Consider the following 19583-nt stretch of genomic DNA (forward strand, 5'->3'; position numbering starts at 1 on the left):
ATAATCAATACTTTAATTTAAAAATGTAAACCATTCCTGAAATTTTTCACTTAAAAACGGAATGCCCCTCTTTTTGCTGAAAAAAGCCATCGACCAGCAAAAGAGCCACAGCAAAAGACAGATTAACCAAATAATATCGCCAACGGTTACATCTATTTGCGCTTGCACAACTAACGAAACGATAAACATTAACGTAATCCCAAACATATTTTTAATATGCCACGTTGCAAAGGGGTGGTTTTCTTCCCTGTTGAAAAAATAGGCAATAATAAAACCCACAAATGGGGCATAGGCAATAAGGGCGGTAGATTTTCCTGCGGGTATAGTCTTCATTATTTCTTCAGCGCCAATTTGTTGTTTACCAAAATTCCGTAAGGTTTTCCCTTTAATTTTGTTCCAAGAAAAGCGGCATTTTCTGAGGTTGATAGAATATCTTTTTCTGAAAATTCCCAATTTCCATCAGGATTAAAAAGGGTAAGCTCAGCAAGATTTCCTTCTTCAATTTTTTCTGAAGAAATATTGAAAGCTTGTTTTAAACCGGTAAGCGCTTTAACAGTTTCCTCAATCCCCAAAACCATATTGAGCGCACCAAAACAGCTTTCCAAACCAATACTTCCAAAGTAAGCCTGCTCAAATTCTGTTTTTTTGTGCTCCACATCTATTGGGTTGTGGTCGCTGGTTACGCCATCAATCGTTCTGTCCTTCAACCCTTTTAGCAGTGCTTTGGAATCTTCTTTTGTACGTAAGGGGGGAAGCAATTTATAGTTCGTATCAAATTCCTCCAAAACATCATCTGTCAAAATAAGGTTGAAAATCGCGACACTGCAAGTTACATTTAGTCCTTTCTTTTTGGCATCCCTAATCAGTTCTACAGATTTTTTGGTTGATATGGTAGGAATATGAAGTTTACCCCCAGTATATTCCAAAATATACAAATCGCGAATTATCTGGAGCTCTTCCGAAAGTGCCGGAATTCCTTTCAATCCTAACCGGGTACTGTTTACTTCTTCGTTCACCAATCCATTTCGCGCCACAGATTTTTCAAAAGGAAACGATTGCACCAACCCATGAAAATTCTGTGTGTATTGCAAGGCTATTTTCAGCAAGTTTGCATTTGCAATTGGGTTTTTATAATCGTAAAAAGAAACTGCGCCCTCGTTTTGCATATCGTAGAGTTCGGCAAGATCGGTTCCTTTACTGCCTACGGTTAGTGCGCCGATAGGGTAGAGGTTAACGGCGTTCCCTTCGGCTTTGCTTTTTAGAAATTTTATGTGCCCTTTGCTGTCGGTTATCGGAAAACTGTTTGCATTTACGGCAACACTTGTAAATCCGCTATAGGCGGCAGTTTTTAAACCGTTTTCGATGGTTTCCCGCTCTTCAAAACCCGGTTCGCCAAAAGAAACGCTGCTATCAAACCAACCTTGGGAAATATGTAGGTTTTTTAAGGAAACCTCTTTAATCTTTTCAGTTGGAGAAATAGTAGAAGCAATTTTTGAAATTTTACCATTTTCTATCAAAACATCCCGTTTTTTTAAATGATGTTTGCTGGAAACATCTACTATGGTTGCGGATTTCAGTAATATCTTCATTTGTAGAATTTTAAGATAAGCATTTCAAAAAGTAAGAAGAGCAATGCAAAAATAGCAAACCATTTCCAAAAACTGTTAATAGCGTTCGCATCTTCGATAGCATCAAAAAGATCATTCACAGAACTGTAAACTTCCGCACCTTCCCAATCTTCGGGGTTTAGGTATTGTAATTCACTTTCACTACGTGAATAATTGAAACTTATATTTTCCAAAAACTCAGTTTTCTTCACTATTTGGTAATTTCCTGCTTTATTGGGTTTATCAGTGGTAGTCATTAAAACATAATTGGCTTTTGTTTGCTGAAGCGGAATAAACTGCTCCGTACTGTCCTTTACGGTAAGTATTTCATCTGGGCCTAGTTTCACGGGAACAGCTATTGCGTTTTGCTGCCCAATTGTATAATACAAGCGGGGTAAGGGCAAACTCTGCAAGGCCATATTATAAATAGTGGGCACTACCAAAGGCGAATTCTGGAAGTTGGAATTTTCCTTGTTTATTGGGGCTGTAAATAGATAAGTTTTGTTTTTTTGAAGTAAAAAGGACTGGTTGTCCTCAAAACCGATTGCGGGAGTTGCATTTGATGAAACACTATAAAACGCATTCACCTTAGGGTACTGAAAATTTTCGACCTCTTTTTCAAAAACATCTTTAAAGAGTGGATGCGAAAAAACAATTTTCGTAATCATTTTTTCTTGAATTTTTTCTTCGGAAAGCGTTCCCAAAGCCATCGTTAATAGCAAATTGTTATAGCTGCTTAAATCTGCTAGGGAAGCGGGTATAACTAAAACACTTCCTCCATTGTCGCTAAACGATTGTAAAGCGGTGGCCAAGGAAGCCGGAATTTCTTTCAACTCGTTGAGCACAATGAAATTTTGGTCGGGAATTTCATTGTAATTTAATGTTTTGAAGGTTTGCTGTGTAAACTTGAATTCCTCTTTTTCAAACAGTCGTTGCAGGAAGTTTCCATCTGCTTCATTAATAGCTAAGACCTTTATTTTTCCAGGCTTGTTGATGTTGAAAAACAACGAGTTGTCAAAAGGAATATTTGGTTCATTTATTTGTAGTTCCCCAATAAATTCTTCGGAATTATCGATGTCAAAAGTTACGGTACCGTTAGAATTTCCTGAAAAATCCAAGGCTGTTTTGGCAATCAATCTATTCTTATTAAAAAGGGAAACAGGGACTTCCGAAATTTCAGTTGTAGTATTTGATACTTTAACCTTCAATTGCGTTATTGAGGCATTCTTTGAAGCAATGTAAGCGCTGTCAATTGAGATATTTGATGCTTTTACAGGTTTCAGTGGTACGGCATCCAGTATTAAATCTGTTGGTACTTCTGGAAAAACTTCTTTTTGCTGAAAATCTGAAAGATAAACCAATCGTTTCAGCACATCTTTTTCTTTTGAATAAAGCTGATTGGCTTTCAATAACACTTGTGAAGGGGTCAATTGGTTTTGTGAGTATACTATGGAAAGCACCTCATTTTTAAAATCCTGTGGGGTAACATTTTTTCGTTCAGAATTATTCGTAAACCAACTAAGTTTTTCGGTACCCCCAAGTTTATCAAACAAATCCTGCAAGGCGCGCTCAAGCATTGGGCCTTTTGCACCTTTCGCCTGCATGCTGAAGGAATTGTCTATATAAATTACGGTTTCCTTTTTTGTGCTTAAAGCAGTTTTGGTGGCTGTGAAGGGTTGTGCAAATGCAATAATAACACAGGCTAAAGCTAGCAAACGCATCAATAGGGTAAGCCACTTTTTGAGTTGTGAACTTTTTCGGGTCTGAATGGTAACTTTTTTAAGAAAAGCAACATTCGTAAAATCTACTTTTTGAAAACGCCGAAGTTGAAAAAGATGAATAAATATTGGGATGAGCAGCAGGAAAAGGGCGTAAAGAATTTCTGGGTGTTTGAACTGCATTCCTATAAATATTGCCCAAAGATAAAAAATGGAATGCAATTAAAGCTATTTCTGTAAGCTAAAGGTGAAAATGCCTTCTTTTGATAAGTAAACATCTTTTAATACTTAAATTCAATCTAATTTTTTCACACTAAACTTAAACGTAGTCCCTTCTCCCAAAGTGGAAGAAACTTTTATTTCACCATCCAGTCTATTTACTAGCTTTTTTACTGTGGAAAGTCCAATACCATTTCCTTTTTTTCCATTTCGGTCTAAATTTCCCGTGGTGACAAAAAGATCAAAAATATGCTCTATTCGTTCTTTTGGTATTCCCATTCCGTTATCGGTAATAGTAAAATGGTAATAACCGTTCTTTTCTTCACAATCAATATCAATTTTTATTTTCTTTTTATCGTTGTATTTTAAACTATTACCAATAAGGTTCAAAAGTATTTGCTCAAGGGCAACTTTATTGGCCTGCATTTCAATGTTTTCCTCGGGTAGATTTATTTCACAATCAACGTTGATATTTAGCAGTTCTATTATTTCCTCTAAAAGATCTTGGCTGTCAAAAGATTCACTCCGCAAAGATGCTGTTTTATCAGTCTCGTAATGCTCCAGCAGGCCAGTAACGTATTCACTTAGTGTGAAAGATGACTGCTTGATGTAATCTAAATATTCTTTGCCCTGTTCATCCAAATGCTGTCCATATTTGGTGCGAAGCATATCTGATGTGATAATCATATTTGCCAGCGGCATTTTCATATCGTGGGAAACTACGCCAGCAAAATTTTTAAGTTCCTCATTGCGTTCCTTAAGTTCTTTTTGTACAGAAAGCAATGCTCGGTTACGTTTTCGGGCTTCAAATAAATTCACCACTTGGTAGGCCATGGCAGTAAGTGCCTTTTTTTGGGATTTTGTCAATACCCTAGGTTTGGTATCAAAAACACAAAGAGTTCCCAATGGATAACCTTCACTATTCACCAAACGCACACCGGCATAGAAAATGGCATTCATTTCTGTTACCAGTGGGTTATCTTTAAAACGATTGTCTTTTCTGGCATCTTCAATTATAAAAATGTTTGATTCTTCCAATATGGCGTGCCCGCAAAAAGAAATATCTCTTGGTGATTCATTAAAAGGAATACCGTAATGCGACTTCAGAAAATTACGATCTGCATCCAGAAGCGTTACCAATGAAATTGGCACATCACATATATTTGCTGTCAATGCGGTTATATTGTCGAAATCCTTTTCTGGCAAGGTGTCCAACAAATGATAGGAACGTACAGCGGCCAAGCGTTGCTCTTCATCTATTGGAAATTGTGGTTTTATCAAGGTTTAGGTTACTTTATCTTAAAACCGAAAATATCGGTTTTTAAGGATTAAACGTAAATGTACAATATTTTATAATCAGTTTTGAAACGGATAAAAATAATGTGAAATGTATCAACTTTTAAATCAAAAGCGTTCAAAAACGCTTAATCCGAAAAGAGCAAAGTCATATTTTACAGGATCTTGTGAGTCCAATTTGCGAAGCGAATTATCCAACTCCAATAAAGCTTTGGCATCGTTTTGTTTACGTTTCAGTAATTTTAGTTTCCGTGCGACGTTACCACTATGAACATCAAGCGGACAAGACAACTGGGAAGAATCAATGCTTTTCCAAATTCCAAAATCTACGCCCGTAGCGTCATTACGAACCATCCACCGAAGAAACATATTTATTCTTTTTGCAGCCGAATTTTTTAAGGGATCACTAATGTGTTTTTGTGTTCGAGAAGGGTGGGGGAGTTCAAAAAAAGTTTTTTTGAAATGATGTATTGCCGGTTGCATAGAGTCTTTTTTGGCATGTTTAGAAAACAAGGTTTCCAGCCCACCATGGTTTTTATATATACTTTGAAGCGATTTCAGAAAATAAGCAAGATCTTCATTATTAAAAGTTCTATGCACAAAATTTGAAAGAGACTCTGATTGCTCTTCTGAAAAATTCATCACAAAATCATAAGGGGAGCTGCCCATCATTTCCACTAAACGGTTGCCATTGTTTATGATGCTTTTTCTATTTCCCCAAGCAATGGTAGCCACTAAAAAGCCTGTAATTTCAATATCTTCCTTTAAAGTGAAAAGATGTGGAATTTGAATAGGATCGGTTTCAATAAATTTGGGGTTATTGTAAAGATTGACCTTTTCGTCAAGGAATGATTTCAGTTCGGTTTTATTCATTTAATGGCTCACAATTTTTCCGTCTTGCATCACCAATTTTCTATCAGCCATATTTGCAAGTTCTTCATTGTGCGTAACGATAACAAAGGTTTGCCCAAATTCATCCCGCAATTTGAAAAATAAATTGTGCAGATTTTCGGCACTTTCGGTATCGAGATTTCCGCTAGGTTCATCTGCCAAGATGATTGCCGGATTGTTAATCAGAGCTCTTGCTACGGCAACTCGTTGTTGTTCCCCGCCCGAAAGTTCGTTGGGTTTATGGTCCTCGCGGTGCGAAAGTCCTAAAAATGTGAGTAGTTCTTTCGCTCTTTTTATAGCTATGTTCTTTGGAGTTTTTTTTATGAATGCTGGAATACAGACGTTTTCAAGTGCTGTAAACTCTGGCAATAGTTGGTGAAACTGAAAAATAAACCCTAAATTTTCATTTCGGAACTGCGCTAATTTCTTCCCCGAAAGGGAACCTATATTTACACCGTTTATGGCTAATTTACTTTTTGATTTATCAAAAGCATCCAAGGTTCCCAAAATCTGCAGCAAGGTTGTTTTTCCCGCGCCCGAAGCACCAACTATTGAAACAATTTCACTCTTTTTTATGTATAGGTCAACACCCTTTAAAACGTGAAGGTTGTCGTAGAATTTATGAATATTTTGGGCTTCAATCATAGCAAAAAATTAAACCGTGAAAGTACTATTTATAGCGCTATAATACAATCCAATGGGTTATATTGTTTTTATTCGGACTTATGTGTTTATTTTTGAATTTAATATTATTAAACAAATTTTAATGGCTTCCTATAGATATTTTGAAGAATACGACCAACCTGTAACGGACACGTTGATTGAAAATTATAGTAAAATCCTGCATACGGTAGGCGAAGATATTTCGCGAGATGGTATTGTAAAAACACCTGAACGCGCCGCAAAGGCGATGCAATTTTTAACCTCGGGCAACTGTCAGGACCCCGCTGAAATCTTGAAAAGTGCCATGTTTGCCGAAGCTTATCATGATATGGTTATTATAAAAGATATTGAACTTTATTCCCTTTGTGAGCACCACATATTGCCCTTTTTTGGAAAAGCACACATCGCTTATATTCCAGATGGACATATTGTTGGGCTTAGCAAAATTCCGCGGGTTGTTGATATTTTTGCACGTAGATTGCAGGTTCAGGAACGATTAACCCATGATATTCTTGAATGTATAAATGATACTTTAAAACCAAAAGGGGTAGCCGTAGTTATTGAAGCATCGCACATGTGCATGATGATGCGCGGTGTGCAGAAACAGAATAGCGTTACTACAACTTCAGGTTTTCGTGGCCAATTTGAGGCTATAGAAACCAGAAATGAATTCTTGAAACTGATCAGCAGCGATTTGGGTTAATTTTTTTGGAATGTTTTTTGCTCTTCAATAATAAATTAAACACAACAGGAAGATGAAAAACGAAAAATATAAGTTGCTTAGAAAAGGCATTTTTTATGATGCAGTAGGTATGGCAACAATGGCCATACCTGTAATCGGTCCCTTTTTAGATTTACTTTGGGCGCCTCTTGCAGCAAAAAAAATGAGTGAAATGTATAAAGGAACTGAAGGAAAAATTGCTTCTGTTCTTGTATTTGTAGAGGAAGTTTTACCCTTTACGGATGTTGTCCCCACCTTTACACTAATGTGGTTATACACATTTGTTTGGAAAAAGCAGCCTACACCACAGATTATTGAGGTTAGAGCGAACGAATAAAAAAGCCCCGATCGGGGCTTTTTCTTTAAATTTCCAATTTTAAATTTACATTGATACTCCTTCCCATATTAAAAATACTATCCGGCTTTAATCTCGATAAATGGGCTATATATTTTTTATCTGTAAGATTTGTTCCGTTTAGTCCGATTTTAAATAAAACCTTTTGAAATTGAAAGCTGCTTTCAATCCCTGCGCTCAGTAATGAATAGCCTCCCGTTCTCGTTTCAAAATTGCTCACATTTTTTTGGTCAAAGGTATTTTCAAGCGTAATAAAAGCTGAACTTGATTTTCTGGTTTTTCCATCATTTAGTTCTATTCGGAATGTATTCCGGAGTGAATTTGCCGGAATTAATGGCAAATATTTATCATTGCTCAATTTTCCTGTAACAGTTTCGAAGCTACTTTCCAAATGAAGCCAATCCAACGGGTGGGGGTGAAGGTGAAAACCCAATTCGCCCCCATACAACGCTGCATTATCCTGCAAATAATCAAATACCTGTGCGTCGTCAAGGGTTTCATTGCTAGGCGACAGAAAAATGTAGTCATTAACGGCGTTGTAAAAACCATTTGCAAAAAATTCAATATGCTCGTTTCTGTATTCTAAAGCAAGATCGGTCTGGAAATTCTGCTCATTTGATAAATTTATATTTCCGCGTTCATATCTGTTTGTACCTTCGTGAACCCCATTAGAAGTTAGTTCTGCCAAGTTTGGCGCTCTAAATCCACTGGCAAGATTGATTCGCGTTGAAAAATTTCGAACAATATCGAGTTTAGCTCCTAAAGCAGCAGTGAAACTATTAAAAGTGGTATTAAGTGCTGGAATAAAATCCAAATCAGCAGGATTTCCAGCGGCTTCACTTTTAATTTTTCGAGAGTCGAAACGGATTCCGGCTTGAAAATCTATCTTTTCCAAATGATAGTGTGAAGTTGCCAAAATTCCAATATCAGTAGTTGTCGCATCAGGAATTAAAATTTCTTCACCTTCGTTTTTATTTTTTTGAAACATTCCCTGAAGCCCCACTATAGTTTCAAAATTGCCCAATTGAGGTAGGTGATATTTCATATCATAATTAAATGTGTTTAATTTAAGCTGAAGGGCTGCCACATCTGATTCGTCTTCAAATTCACGTCTGTCATTGAACAGATAACCGGCTTTTATATCTAAACTGGAGTTAGTAAAAAATAGCGTATTGTCAAAACTTAAAATATGGTTATCAATTTCCTGAAAAGGAAGTTCTAAAGCCTTAGAACGCGTTTGCTCACTGATTTCCTCAGGAATACCAATATTGGAGCGATTGTAATTATAGCGAAGTGTTGACTTAAATTTTGTGCCAGAATATTGCAATCCAGTCTTAAAATCTTTTTCATTAAACCTAGTGTTGGTAACACGATAATCTGCTCCCGTATCATAATCACTAAAAATAGCGTACGCGCCTCGTGCCAAAAATTTTAGCTTTTCACCTGAGGTCTTAATTCCAAGATTTGTAGCGGTTCCCAATGTATTTGAAAAGTAAGCGCTGTTTAGATCACCATGAGTTTCACCGGAGAGCGCAAATTTTTCAGGATTCAGATAAAGTACTCCGCCCAGAGCATCGCTTCCGTAAAGCAATGACGCCGGACCTTTTATGACTTCTACGCTTTCCACTCCCGCTTCATTTATACCCAGCCCGTGCTCGTCTCCAAACTGCTGATTTTCTAAACGAACACCCTGTGCATAAGTTAAAACCCTATTTGAGCTTAGTCCGCGAATAACTGGTTTTCCAATGCCCGTCCCTGTACTAATGATTTCTACTCCTGCAATATTTTTAATGCCATCGGCCAAGGTTACGGCACCAGAGGCGTTTAGGTCTTCAGTTGAAATGCGTTCCACCTTCATAACATTATCACTCTGTAATTTATGGAAGGGCGTAGAAACTATAACCTCTTCCATTTCAACTGCACTTTCCTGCATTTCAAGATTTTCGGTAACGTTTTTTCCGTTTGAAAAATTAATTTTTTTTGAAATGGTCGCGAATCCTAGTGAAGAAAAAACTATGTTATAGCTTCCGTCAGGAATATTGATTAGCGTATAGTTACCGTCAAAATCTGCAACGGTTCCTTTTTCAAGTTGCGGAATATAGATTGTTGCGGGCACTGGTTCATTTGTATTTTTTGAAGTTATGTTTCCCGTCAAGGAATTTTGTGAGCTCACTGTGGTATATATAAAGAACACCACAAGTAAGCATAATATGTTTTTCATGCTTTCTTGATTTAAAAATGTTTGAATTAAAATAAAATGATAAAAATCAAGAAAGTTGAGGAGGGCCTCTAAGAAAATAGTGGGAAGGGTCTAAATTAAAAGAAGATGTAAAATAAAAACTATCAACATTTCGAAAACTGTGAAATACAGTGAAATCAGGAGATTCCAGAGGAGTAAAGGTAAATATTGAAAAGTGAAAATCACAAATTGAACAGTCTAACTGTTTTTCGTGAAGATGCGTTGAAATATCGGTACAAGCCTTGTGTTCGTGACCTTCAAAAGTATGCGCAAATTGTACAGCAGTAGGAAGCAGCAATGCCAACGAGAATATCGTAGCGATTAATACATGCGTAACTTTTGTTGTAAGGTTTATCATTGTTTAGTTAAAAATCCGAGCCCCATACTTCTGAGCATTTTTTTCGCAAAATTCCAAAAGAAGTGAAATTCTCCAAATACCCATCCAAAAAACACCAAAAGTACTTTATAAATTGGAAGGATAATCAAAATTCGGAACGGCCAGTATATGTACCAACCCATTTCCTTGGTTATATTAAAAAAATCTGTTAGTGGAGCGGCCAATTTTGCAGCTGAACTTCCAGTAATGGCAAATACCAGTAAAATTATAAATAGTTGTCTGTTGGTTTTAATATTCCAACGTTTTTTAAGCTTTTTCAATTTCTTCCGCCTATAAATTTTTGATTGTATTTTTCCTGAAAATAGACAAAATAGTTATACAATAAGTAATTCACCTCATATCCATAATCAATAGTTGGGTCGTAATTTATTTGTTCACCATACAAATTTCTGGAATATAAATTTGGCTGTAAAACACGACTATTGTACTCAGCTACAAACTGACGGTTTTTCCCCTCTAATTTTGCTTGACCATAAAAACCGCGTGGTGGCTGGGAAATTAGCCAAGATTGAAATCCGGGTTCTACAATTATTATTTCATATTCAAGGCTATCATTTGCTATTCTGACGGTATCGTTTTTTGTGGTTCCATCAGAAGGTGAGCTGGTTATGGAAGAATTTCCTGTTCCGCAACTAAAAATTACAAATGAAAGTACCGCAATTAGTAGAAAATTTTTCATATCAATGATTTTTACAAAGTTAACAAATGTAAAATGAAGGTAGCCTGATTTAACTTTCATTTAAAAAAAATACCGTCATTTTATGAATGACAGTATTTTGACTAATTTATATTTAGATTTTTATTTCCCAAAGAAGCCTCCCAAAAGACCGCCGAGACCACCTTTTTTCTGACTGCCTCCACCTAAAACCATTCCAGCGATGTCGTCAATTACACTACCGTCATTATTTCCGTCAAGCAAAGATTCAATCATTGATTGCTGTTCTGGTTGTTTCTTGCCGCCGCCCATAAGACCTCCCAGCAAATCGCCTATGCCAGAATCTGAGTTTACGTTTTTTTGTTGCTTTTGTTTTCCCAAATAACCTAATAAAATAGGGGCTGCAACCTGTAAAATTTGCATAACCGAATTGGTGTCCAAACCAGATTTTTGGGAAAGCGCTCTTACTGCGTTATCCTGCGAACCTCCTAAAACATGACCTAAAATACCAAGCCCATCCTGCTTCACTTCTTCATTTACACCGTCCCCGAAAAGACCGCCTAAATTATCGAGGATACTACCGTCATGCTTGCTGTTTAAAGCATTCATCAAATTAGCGGCTCCACTTTCGTTACTCGCATTGCGTTTCATAGCACCTAGCAGTATGGGCATAGCCATTGTTACAACAGAAGCTGTTTTGTCTGCTGGTTGATTGGTTTCTTGACTAATACCTCCAATAATTTGTTTTCCGAGGTTACTGTTCAATAAATCTAAAATTCCTGACATTTTGTTTTACATTAATTAATTATTTCCGCAAGTTACTGAAAATGAATAATTATCTATTTATAAAATGGATATAATAACATTATTGCGCCTTATGTGAATAAAAACACTCTATTTTACTAAAATCGAAATTATCTGATTTGCCAGTTCTACACCAATTCTATCTTGTGCCTCGTTTGTAGCTGCACCAATGTGCGGTGTTAGTGAAATTTTATCGTGCATTAATACTTTTATGGAGGGGGTGGGTTCGTTTTCAAAAACGTCAAGTGCCGCAAAAGAAACTTTTCCATCTTCAATGGCTTCCAAGAGCGCATTTTCATCAAGAACACCCCCACGGGCAGCATTTACAATACCAACGCCTTCCTTCATTTTTGAAATCTCTTCTTTGCCAATTAAATAACCCGATTGGGAAGGCACGTGAAGGCTTATAAAATCACTGTGTTTTATTAATTTATCTATGGGGGCGGTCTTTATTTTCAGGGTTATATTTTGTCCATCATAAAAGGTTAAAGTAATATCTGCCTCTCCAACCTCTCTGTCACTGGCAATTACTTTCATGCCGCATCCCAAAGCTATTTTTGCTACCTCGCGACCTATTCTGCCAAAACCAACAATTCCTAAGGTTTTCCCCCGAAGTTCACGGCCACTGCCATAATTTTTCTTCAATTCCTTAAATCTAGTGTCTCCTTCCAAAGGCATATTCCTGTTTGAATCGTGAAGAAAACGAACACCTCCAAACAAATGGGCAAATACCAATTCTGCCACTGATTCTGACGATGCCGCTGGAGTATTTATTACCTCGATTCCATTTTCACGGGCATACTCTACATCTATGTTATCCATACCCACACCGCCGCGGCCAATGATTTTTAAAGTTGGGCAATTGTCAATAATGTCTTTCCGTACTTTTGTAGCACTACGAACCAAAAGCACCTCAATTTTATGTTCGTTGATGTAGTTTTGAAGTTGCTCCTGTGCTACGTGTACTGTCAATACTTCAAAACCAGCATCTTTCAATGCATCTATGCCGCTTTGTGAAATTCCGTCGTTTGCTAATATTTTCATTTAATAAAATTCTGTGTTATTATTCTTTTGATTTATGCGCCTTTTTCAACAGTTTGCATTACATCCACTAAAACCTGCACACTTTCTAACGGTAGCGCATTATACATAGAAGCGCGGTAACCGCCAACGCTGCGATGGCCATTTAGACCATTGATTCCAGCTTGTTTTAAATGATCGTCAAAAGTGGCCTTCAATTCATCATTTTTTAAATTGAAGGTAGCGTTCATTTTTGAGCGGTCTTCTTTATCCGCAACAAAGCCTTCAAATAGTGGGTTTCTGTCAATTTCATTGTAAAGGAGTTCAGCTTTTCGGTTGTTCACTTTTTCAATTGCTGAAATGCCTCCCAAATCTTTTAACCATTCCAATGTCAACATAGATACGTACACCGAAAATACCGCTGGGGTGTTGAACATACTTTCTTTATCAATATGCACTTTGTAATTTAACATAGAAGGAATGGCGCGGGAAACTTTTCCTAAAATATCTTCTTTTATTACTACAAGTGTTGTTCCTGCTGGCCCCATATTCTTTTGGGCGCCTGCATAGATTAAGCCGAATTTTGAAAAATCGAGCTGTCGCGAAAAGATATCACTGCTCATGTCGCAAACCATCGGGATTTCGGTTTCGGGAAAAGTGCGCATCTGCGTTCCAAAAATAGTATTGTTGCTCGTACAGTGGAAATAATCTGTATCTGAAGGGATACTATAATTTTTGGGAATAAAGTTGAAATTATCACTTTTTGAAGTTGCAACTTCCACAATTTCTCCTAGCAATTTAGCTTCTTTTATGGCTTTGTCGCTCCAAGTTCCCGTGTTTAGATATGCCGCTTTTTTCTCCAAAAGATTATAGGCAACCATCAAAAACTCAAGACTTGCACCCCCTTGCAAAAACAAGGCTTGGTAGCCCTTGTTCTGAAGCCCCAAATGTTCCAGGGCAAGCTTTCGGGCATTGTCCATTACCTCTACAAAATCTTTGCTTCGGTGGGAAATTTCTATCAATGAAAGATTTGAATTGTTGAAATTTAAAACCGCCTCGGCAGATTTCTTTAAAACAGATTGTGGCAAAATGCAGGGACCTGCACTGAAATTATGTTTTTTCATCCTTTGAAAATTTATAGTACAAAGATGTGAATTATGCTACTAAATATGTGGGAATTATGAATATTTTATCAAGGAAGTTTCAACAGAAAATCAACCGTATCTACCCCATCTGCATAATCCCACAAATCTGGGGTTTGCGCTTTTCCAAAAGAAACTTCATTTGGAAGATTTGCATTTGAAACAATACATTGAATATTTTCTGATTGAAGTTCCAATTCTTTGTTAAGTTTTTCGAAAGTACTATATTTTTCATAGAAAACCACCGAAATAGGAGAGGAGAAGCCATCGTCCTCTTTCAGTAATAAAAATTCATTGTCCAATAACGGAAAACTGTCCATTAAATACACCGCTTTGTTATAATCGTAATTATTGATGTATTTGTGGTTATGAATAATTTCCTTCCAACTGTACATTGCTTTAAAATACGCTTCAAAATCATAATTTTCGGGAACATATAATTTTGATACATTTCGACAACCTAGGCCAAAATATCTAAAAATATCATTGGCGAGTGCCGTGAGTTCTTCCACAGTTTCATTGCCGGTTAACACTGCAACTGAATTTCTGTTTTTGCGAATAATGTGCGGGTATTTTCCAAAGTAATATTCAAAGTAGCGAGCAGTGTTGTTGCTACCGGTCGCGATGACTGCATCAAAATTAATCAATCTACCTTCGGTAAATTCAATATAATTTTTGAATTCCGGCTCCACAGATATTAAGTATTTTGATAGGAAGGGTAAAAGGGTTCTGTCATTTGACGAAAGTTTTGCCAGTACTTTATTTCCTGTTATAAGGACTGAAAGAAAATCGTGAAACCCTACCAAGGGAACATTACCGGCCATTATGATGGCAACGGTTTTTGGATTGGACTTTTCAATATTGTAACCGTAAAGCCATTGCTGTAAATTTTCCTCTGAAAGCGCCTCGCTCCAGCTTTCTAGCGCAAACCTTATATTGTCTTGCGTAAACCAACCATTTTCAGCCTCGGCTTTTCGAAATAGTTCTTTCACGCTAGAATCACCGTTTTCGGATACAATTCGTTTCAGATAGGTTCCTAAGGCGATAAAACCGTTAATTCTTTGTTTTAATTGCATACTTATTTTGGAGTTGCGATTGATAGGCATTAAATTTGCGCAAAGTTAGAAAAAGAAAATCCCATGGCAATTATAATAACCGATGAATGTATAAACTGCGGCGCTTGCGAGCCTGAGTGCCCTAATACCGCAATCTATGAAGGAGCCGACGATTGGCGCTATGCCGATGGAACCGATTTAGAGGGCAAAGTAGTATTACCAAACGGAAAAGCAGTGGATGCCAATGAAGCGCAAGAACCAGTAAGTGACGAAATATATTTTATAGTGCCAGATAAATGTACGGAATGTAAAGGCTTTCACGATGAACCGCAATGTGCGGCGGTATGTCCAGTAGATTGTTGTGTTCCCGATGAGGATCACGTTGAGTCTGAGGAAGAACTATTGGCCAAACAGCATTTTATGCACAAAAAATAAAAAAATATTATTAAGTAAAAAAAACGCCTCACAGTTCAGACCAAGAGGCGTTTTTCATTAAGTGGGGATAGTTAATAAATATTCTACATTTTATCTTTTTTTCTATCACTTTTCACATTCAGTTTATAAACTTCTGAAATGATTGCATCGGTTTTGGCGTCATAGCGTTCTACTACAAAATTGCCGTCTGCGTTAAAATATCCAAAAGAGGATTTTCCATCTTGCGACATAATATAATATCCATTTTGTGAAGTAGGCTTGATAACGGCGTATTGTTCATTTGTTGCGTTATCTTTTATGGTCATTAAACGATAGCCATTTTCGTCCTTTTGGCTCAAAAACTTGAAGCGGTTACCGTCGTAGCTATAAGTAACATCGGTATCCACAACAATAGGCTTCATAACCACACTTTGGTTAGTCTGGTTGGCATCACTATCTTTTAAACTCAACACCTCTTTTTTGGTTTGGGTCACTGCCTTGGTGGCGGTATCAGTTCCTTTATCGTCGGTTACCGAGGTCTTGGTAACTACTGTTTGCTTTTCCGTGTTTGTGTTTTTATCAACTTGTGCGAAAGTAACCGAAAAAGGAACCATCGCTAAAAGTAACATTGCTTTTTTCATGATATAGTTTTTAAGTGTTATTTCAAATGTAGGGTTTGTGTTTGTTAAATTGTCGTAAAGGTTTGATAATGAAAAGCTAATTCATTAAAAAAATACCGGAAACCGGTATTTTCTTAAATCTATTTCAGAAAGAAACTTACATTTTTTGCTCTTTCATCATATCCCTACTTTTTTCATCAAGAATGAAAATAGTGGTAGAGACATTGTCTGTATTTGAATCAAACCCCTCAACTACAAAATTACCGTATTGGTTAAAGTAGCCAACTGAAGTTTGACCATCTTTGTTAAAAAGATAATATCCTTTTTGTCCCAATGGTTTGAGATTTGCATATTCCAAATGTTTGTTGCTATTTTCTATTTGGTATAAAGTATATCCATTGGCATCGGCACTAAAACTATATTTATTGTTGTTATAAGTATAACTATAATCAGTATTCATAGTAATGGGCGTCATTGTAACGCTGTAGTTAGTCTTAACCACATCTGTATTCTTCAACGCTAATTGGCGTTGTTGGGAAATCGTGGCCTTTTGGGTTTCAACATCAATTCCCTTGTCGTCTTCAATGTATGTCTTCTTTACAACAGTTGTTTCCTTTGTGTTCGTGTTTTTGTCAACCTGTGCGAAACCTGTAGTAAACGCTACAAGTGCAAAAACGATAAATATCTTTTTCATAATAGTTATATTGTGATTATTAATTTTTCTTATACAATAATATAACTACTAACAGCCCATATGCCCAATCTTTGGTTATAACATTTTGCTAAATTTTTTTTGGTAGCACACCATAATTTGTTAAATTCTATTAAAATAAAGGTTTTGCAATAAAAAAATCCCGTTCCAAAAACATGGAACGGGCGCATAGTAAGCAAAAATATATTGTTTAATCCTTTTTCAACTTAGCCATTCCTTCTGGGCGCTTGGTAAGCGCAGCTCTTCTGGCTTCTAGTTCTTTTTGTTGTTGCAATAACTTTGCTTGTCTTTCTTTTTCAGCTTTGGCAGCAGCTTCTGCTTTTTGATCAGCAATTTTTTTGGCAAGTTCTGCTTGCTGTTGCTGCTTTATAGAAATCATTTGTTGTTGGTTTGCAATATCTACAGAAACGTCATCAGACACGACTTTTGAATCAATATTTTTGTCTTTGACTACATCAACAGCCTGATCTTGTTTTTCGTTACCTTCCACCTTAATTGTTTCCTTGTCCGTTTCAGTCTCTGCAATCACTTTCGTTTTTACATCAGTTCCTTTTTGGGTAACTTTTTTAACGGTGGTTGTAGATTGCACATCTTTATTTTCTTGGGCATTAATTCCCGTTAATGCAAAGATTGCAATAGCTAAGCTTAAAATTACTTTTTTCATAATAATTGGTTATTTATGGTTTATTCAGTAAAACTAACCCTATTAACGTTAATTTCTTGCAAATTTAAAGTGAAATAAAACCCAAACTTTTTTTGAAAAGCATCTATTGCCAAATGTTGAAAGTCTGTTTTGAAGATGTATATTTGCACCCTCAAAATTATATTTAATGAAAGCAGGTATCGTAGGATTGCCAAACGTTGGAAAATCCACCCTATTTAATTGTTTATCAAATGCCAAGGCACAAAGCGCCAATTTTCCTTTTTGTACAATAGAGCCAAATGTGGGTGTTGTAAACGTTCCCGATAAACGCTTGTTGAAATTGGAAGAATTGGTAAAGCCTGAGCGTGTATTGCCCGCCACGGTTGAAATTGTTGATATTGCAGGTCTCGTAAAAGGAGCTAGCAAGGGAGAGGGGCTTGGAAACCAGTTTTTGAGCAACATCCGCGAAACTGATGCAATTCTGCACGTTTTGCGTTGCTTTGACAATGATAATATTGTTCACGTTGATGGAAGTGTTAACCCAATACGTGATAAGGAAACGATTGATATTGAACTTCAGTTGAAGGATTTGGAAACGGTTGACAAAAAACTTGAAAAAGTGAAACGTGCCGCCCGTACCGGAAATAAAGAAGCCCAAAAGGAAGAAGCAGCTTTGCAGAAAGTAAAAGCAGGGCTGGAAGCTGGAATTTCTGTACGCGCAATCGATTTAACCGAAAGTGAAAGAGAAGAGTTCATTGAAAATACACAATTCATTACAGATAAACCTGTACTGTATGTTTGCAATGTTGACGAAGGCTCCGCCGCCACTGGAAACGCTTATGTTGAAAAAGTAAAAGAAGCAGTAAAAGATGAAAATGCCGAGGTTTTGGTATTGGCCGTTGGCACTGAAGCAGATATCACCGAGTTGGAAACTTTTGAAGAACGCCAAATGTTTTTGGAAGATTTAGGGCTTGAAGAGGCAGGTTCGGCAAAGTTAATCCGAAGTGCCTATAAATTATTAAATCTCCAAACCTATTTTACTGCTGGTGTGAAGGAAGTAAGAGCTTGGACTATTCCCATTGGCGCTACGGCACCGCAAGCTGCCGGTGTAATACATACCGATTTTGAAAAAGGTTTTATCCGTGCCGAAGTAATAAAATACGATGATTATGTAACCTACGGGAGCGAGGCCAAAGTAAAAGAAGCTGGCAAAATGGGTGTAGAAGGGAAGGAGTACATTGTCAAGGATGGCGATGTAATGCATTTCCGATTCAATGTATAATCAGAATAAAAGAAATCCCGCTATTGCGGGATTTTTTATTGTTTAGAATTTCTAATTCTAAAAAGTATATCTAAAAGCCATTCCATTATAACTATCACCATTAAAACTGGTTCCGGAGCTTGGATATATATCTATGTTTTCCATTTTCTTTTTATGTAATTCGGGAACTAAAATTCCAGTTCCTGCTCCTAAAACATAACCTAAAAGTACATCGGTCAAAAAGTGCTGTCCGGCCTCCATTCTAAAGACTCCCACAGCTGCAGGTAAAGCTGCGGCGCCAGTCCAAACCCAAACTTTGCCATTGGCATCAGGGTTAAAATCACTATATGCTTTTGCCGCAAAAAACGTTGCTGTTGCAGTAGCTGCCACGTGTCCCGAATAAAAGGAACGCTGGCCGTTATTTTTAAATCGTCTATCATTTGTTGTTTCCCCGCTGTTGTCATAAACATACGGACGACTTCTATTTACCAAGCCAGCAGTTATTGTATAAATGGCTGCAGTGGTAGCCAAACTTTCTATATAAAGTCCCACATATTGTCCGGTGTGGTCGTTAATTTCATCATCAAATAAAAGGGCAAATGGTGCTGCAAAGGAAAGCGCAAAAGGAATATCACTAATTGCATTTGCGTCTTCATTATGCTTACCCGCAACCCATTGATCCAGAAAATTTAATTTATCAATTTCTTTTTGAAGGCTTTCTTCATTTAAAAACTTTTCCCGCTCTGCCAAGGACAAATCGTCTTTATTTTTTATAAGTATCAAGCCATAGGCGCTAGCTCCAAGTGCTGCACCCGTCCAAATTCCATCACGAACCCATTTCCACTCATAGGGTGAATTACTCTTTTGGGTCTCAAAAACAGTTTTATCCTTTGGATTAAAATTAAGTACTGAAGATGTTTTTTGCAAATTTTGATTTTCAGTATCCAAATAATCTGAATCTATCTCCTCATCATTTAAGGATGCTGTTTGGTTATTGATTGAATTTGTTGAATTGAAATTGGTTTGTTGTGCGAAGAGGTTTACAGAAACCAATAAAGCGAATAGTATAGTTGTTTTTCTCATAGAAGATAAAGATATGGGTTTGCACATTTCCGCAAATTCCATTTAACATTTCATTAATTAGAATTTAC

At 36.8% G+C, this 19583-nt stretch carries 22 protein-coding genes; 4 read left to right on the top strand and 18 right to left on the bottom strand.

All coding sequences use genetic code 11. The annotated features are described in order from the left end of the window. Positions 1-12: 12 nt before the first annotated feature. The 6 genes from AC58DT_RS04685 to AC58DT_RS04710 all read right to left on the bottom strand — a co-directional run bounded on the left by AC58DT_RS04685 (position 13) and on the right by AC58DT_RS04710 (position 6376). On the bottom strand, positions 13-333 hold the full coding sequence (locus AC58DT_RS04685; protein WP_497215669.1) for a hypothetical protein: 321 nt from the start codon (positions 331-333) through the stop codon (positions 13-15). Next, on the bottom strand, positions 333-1589 hold the full coding sequence (locus tag AC58DT_RS04690) for a dihydroorotase (protein ID WP_497215670.1): 1257 nt from the start codon (positions 1587-1589) through the stop codon (positions 333-335). The genes AC58DT_RS04685 and AC58DT_RS04690 overlap by 1 nt, the downstream gene beginning before the upstream one ends. Then, positions 1586-3508 carry a BatA domain-containing protein gene (locus tag AC58DT_RS04695; RefSeq protein WP_497215671.1) on the bottom strand — a complete coding sequence of 641 codons (1923 nt, stop codon included), beginning with the start codon at positions 3506-3508 and terminating at the stop codon, positions 1586-1588. Before AC58DT_RS04695 ends, AC58DT_RS04690 begins: the two co-directional genes overlap by 4 nt. A gap of 111 nt (positions 3509-3619) precedes the next feature. Further along, the gene (locus tag AC58DT_RS04700) at positions 3620-4825 is read right to left on the bottom strand and encodes a sensor histidine kinase (RefSeq protein WP_497215672.1); all 1206 of its coding nucleotides are present in this window, start codon (positions 4823-4825) and stop codon (positions 3620-3622) included. A gap of 123 nt (positions 4826-4948) precedes the next feature. Next, positions 4949-5713, bottom strand: a complete 765-nt coding sequence (locus AC58DT_RS04705) for a TIGR02757 family protein (protein ID WP_497215673.1) — start codon at positions 5711-5713, stop codon at positions 4949-4951. Continuing rightward, a complete protein-coding gene (locus tag AC58DT_RS04710) occupies positions 5714-6376 on the bottom strand; it encodes an ABC transporter ATP-binding protein (RefSeq protein WP_497215674.1) in 663 nt (220 codons plus the stop codon). A gap of 121 nt (positions 6377-6497) precedes the next feature. Here AC58DT_RS04710 and folE point away from each other — a divergent pair, with 121 nt between their 5' ends. Together folE and AC58DT_RS04720 are read left to right on the top strand one after the other, a co-directional pair. Beyond that, the gene (folE, locus tag AC58DT_RS04715) at positions 6498-7097 is read left to right on the top strand and encodes a GTP cyclohydrolase I FolE (protein ID WP_497215675.1); all 600 of its coding nucleotides are present in this window, start codon (positions 6498-6500) and stop codon (positions 7095-7097) included. 52 nt (positions 7098-7149) lie between these two features. Next, positions 7150-7452, top strand: a complete 303-nt coding sequence (locus tag AC58DT_RS04720) for a hypothetical protein (RefSeq protein WP_497215676.1) — start codon at positions 7150-7152, stop codon at positions 7450-7452. Between the two features lie 25 nt (positions 7453-7477). On the opposite strand, the gene AC58DT_RS04725 is transcribed toward AC58DT_RS04720, so the two are convergent. The 8 genes from AC58DT_RS04725 to AC58DT_RS04760 form a co-directional block, all read right to left on the bottom strand. Then, positions 7478-9691 (bottom strand): TonB-dependent receptor, encoded by a 2214-nt coding sequence (locus tag AC58DT_RS04725; RefSeq protein ID WP_497215677.1) that lies wholly within the window; start codon positions 9689-9691, stop codon positions 7478-7480. A gap of 46 nt (positions 9692-9737) precedes the next feature. Beyond that, positions 9738-10067: a hypothetical protein gene (locus AC58DT_RS04730; RefSeq protein ID WP_497215678.1), complete on the bottom strand. Its 330-nt coding sequence runs from the start codon at positions 10065-10067 to the stop codon at positions 9738-9740. Further along, on the bottom strand, positions 10064-10366 hold the full coding sequence (locus tag AC58DT_RS04735) for a DUF6787 family protein (protein WP_497215679.1): 303 nt from the start codon (positions 10364-10366) through the stop codon (positions 10064-10066). Before AC58DT_RS04735 ends, AC58DT_RS04730 begins: the two co-directional genes overlap by 4 nt. Beyond that, positions 10363-10785 carry a DUF6146 family protein gene (locus tag AC58DT_RS04740; RefSeq protein WP_497215680.1) on the bottom strand — a complete coding sequence of 141 codons (423 nt, stop codon included), beginning with the start codon at positions 10783-10785 and terminating at the stop codon, positions 10363-10365. Before AC58DT_RS04740 ends, AC58DT_RS04735 begins: the two co-directional genes overlap by 4 nt. A gap of 120 nt (positions 10786-10905) precedes the next feature. Beyond that, positions 10906-11547: a DUF937 domain-containing protein gene (locus tag AC58DT_RS04745; protein ID WP_497215681.1), complete on the bottom strand. Its 642-nt coding sequence runs from the start codon at positions 11545-11547 to the stop codon at positions 10906-10908. Positions 11548-11655: 108 nt separating this feature from the next. Continuing rightward, positions 11656-12609, bottom strand: a complete 954-nt coding sequence (locus AC58DT_RS04750) for a D-2-hydroxyacid dehydrogenase (protein ID WP_497215682.1) — start codon at positions 12607-12609, stop codon at positions 11656-11658. 32 nt (positions 12610-12641) lie between these two features. Next, entirely contained in the window at positions 12642-13709 is a 1068-nt protein-coding gene (gene serC / locus AC58DT_RS04755) for a 3-phosphoserine/phosphohydroxythreonine transaminase (RefSeq protein ID WP_497215684.1), read from the bottom strand. A gap of 68 nt (positions 13710-13777) precedes the next feature. Beyond that, a complete protein-coding gene (locus tag AC58DT_RS04760; protein ID WP_497215686.1) occupies positions 13778-14803 on the bottom strand; it encodes an acyl-CoA reductase in 1026 nt (341 codons plus the stop codon). A 63-nt stretch (positions 14804-14866) separates the two neighbouring features. On the opposite strand from AC58DT_RS04760, the gene AC58DT_RS04765 reads away from it, so the two are divergent. Beyond that, positions 14867-15217: a 4Fe-4S dicluster domain-containing protein gene (locus tag AC58DT_RS04765; RefSeq protein ID WP_497215687.1), complete on the top strand. Its 351-nt coding sequence runs from the start codon at positions 14867-14869 to the stop codon at positions 15215-15217. A gap of 83 nt (positions 15218-15300) precedes the next feature. Here the strand turns inward: AC58DT_RS04765 and AC58DT_RS04770 are convergent, their stop codons facing one another. From AC58DT_RS04770 to AC58DT_RS04780, 3 genes are all read right to left on the bottom strand, one after another. Further along, positions 15301-15837: a hypothetical protein gene (locus AC58DT_RS04770; protein ID WP_497215689.1), complete on the bottom strand. Its 537-nt coding sequence runs from the start codon at positions 15835-15837 to the stop codon at positions 15301-15303. 136 nt (positions 15838-15973) lie between these two features. Beyond that, entirely contained in the window at positions 15974-16510 is a 537-nt protein-coding gene (locus AC58DT_RS04775; RefSeq protein WP_497215690.1) for a hypothetical protein, read from the bottom strand. 208 nt (positions 16511-16718) lie between these two features. Beyond that, positions 16719-17192 (bottom strand): hypothetical protein, encoded by a 474-nt coding sequence (locus AC58DT_RS04780; protein ID WP_497215691.1) that lies wholly within the window; start codon positions 17190-17192, stop codon positions 16719-16721. Between the two features lie 166 nt (positions 17193-17358). Between AC58DT_RS04780 and ychF the strand changes: the two genes are divergently transcribed. Then, positions 17359-18453: a redox-regulated ATPase YchF gene (gene ychF / locus AC58DT_RS04785; protein ID WP_497215692.1), complete on the top strand. Its 1095-nt coding sequence runs from the start codon at positions 17359-17361 to the stop codon at positions 18451-18453. A 57-nt stretch (positions 18454-18510) separates the two neighbouring features. Here the strand turns inward: ychF and AC58DT_RS04790 are convergent, their stop codons facing one another. Continuing rightward, a complete protein-coding gene (locus tag AC58DT_RS04790) occupies positions 18511-19515 on the bottom strand; it encodes a phosphatase PAP2 family protein (protein ID WP_497215693.1) in 1005 nt (334 codons plus the stop codon). Positions 19516-19583: the final 68 nt, after the last annotated feature.

Source organism: Aequorivita sp. CRS11 (assembly GCF_059693805.1).

Bases quoted from the DNA above. Each gene is read 5' to 3' on its own strand.
- AC58DT_RS04685 (WP_497215669.1), bottom strand. From the start codon at position 333: ATGAAGACTATACCCGCAGGAAAATCTACCGCCCTTATTGCCTATGCC.
- AC58DT_RS04690 (WP_497215670.1), bottom strand. From the start codon at position 1,589: ATGAAGATATTACTGAAATCCGCAACCATAGTAGATGTTTCCAGCAAA.
- AC58DT_RS04695 (WP_497215671.1), bottom strand. From the start codon at position 3,508: ATGCAGTTCAAACACCCAGAAATTCTTTACGCCCTTTTCCTGCTGCTC.
- AC58DT_RS04705 (WP_497215673.1), bottom strand. From the start codon at position 5,713: ATGAATAAAACCGAACTGAAATCATTCCTTGACGAAAAGGTCAATCTT.
- AC58DT_RS04710 (WP_497215674.1), bottom strand. From the start codon at position 6,376: ATGATTGAAGCCCAAAATATTCATAAATTCTACGACAACCTTCACGTT.
- folE (WP_497215675.1), top strand. From the start codon at position 6,498: ATGGCTTCCTATAGATATTTTGAAGAATACGACCAACCTGTAACGGAC.
- AC58DT_RS04720 (WP_497215676.1), top strand. From the start codon at position 7,150: ATGAAAAACGAAAAATATAAGTTGCTTAGAAAAGGCATTTTTTATGAT.
- AC58DT_RS04725 (WP_497215677.1), bottom strand. From the start codon at position 9,691: ATGAAAAACATATTATGCTTACTTGTGGTGTTCTTTATATATACCACA.
- AC58DT_RS04730 (WP_497215678.1), bottom strand. From the start codon at position 10,067: ATGATAAACCTTACAACAAAAGTTACGCATGTATTAATCGCTACGATA.
- AC58DT_RS04740 (WP_497215680.1), bottom strand. From the start codon at position 10,785: ATGAAAAATTTTCTACTAATTGCGGTACTTTCATTTGTAATTTTTAGT.
- AC58DT_RS04745 (WP_497215681.1), bottom strand. From the start codon at position 11,547: ATGTCAGGAATTTTAGATTTATTGAACAGTAACCTCGGAAAACAAATT.
- AC58DT_RS04750 (WP_497215682.1), bottom strand. From the start codon at position 12,609: ATGAAAATATTAGCAAACGACGGAATTTCACAAAGCGGCATAGATGCA.
- serC (WP_497215684.1), bottom strand. From the start codon at position 13,709: ATGAAAAAACATAATTTCAGTGCAGGTCCCTGCATTTTGCCACAATCT.
- AC58DT_RS04760 (WP_497215686.1), bottom strand. From the start codon at position 14,803: ATGCAATTAAAACAAAGAATTAACGGTTTTATCGCCTTAGGAACCTAT.
- AC58DT_RS04765 (WP_497215687.1), top strand. From the start codon at position 14,867: ATGGCAATTATAATAACCGATGAATGTATAAACTGCGGCGCTTGCGAG.
- AC58DT_RS04770 (WP_497215689.1), bottom strand. From the start codon at position 15,837: ATGAAAAAAGCAATGTTACTTTTAGCGATGGTTCCTTTTTCGGTTACT.
- AC58DT_RS04775 (WP_497215690.1), bottom strand. From the start codon at position 16,510: ATGAAAAAGATATTTATCGTTTTTGCACTTGTAGCGTTTACTACAGGT.
- AC58DT_RS04780 (WP_497215691.1), bottom strand. From the start codon at position 17,192: ATGAAAAAAGTAATTTTAAGCTTAGCTATTGCAATCTTTGCATTAACG.
- ychF (WP_497215692.1), top strand. From the start codon at position 17,359: ATGAAAGCAGGTATCGTAGGATTGCCAAACGTTGGAAAATCCACCCTA.
- AC58DT_RS04790 (WP_497215693.1), bottom strand. From the start codon at position 19,515: ATGAGAAAAACAACTATACTATTCGCTTTATTGGTTTCTGTAAACCTC.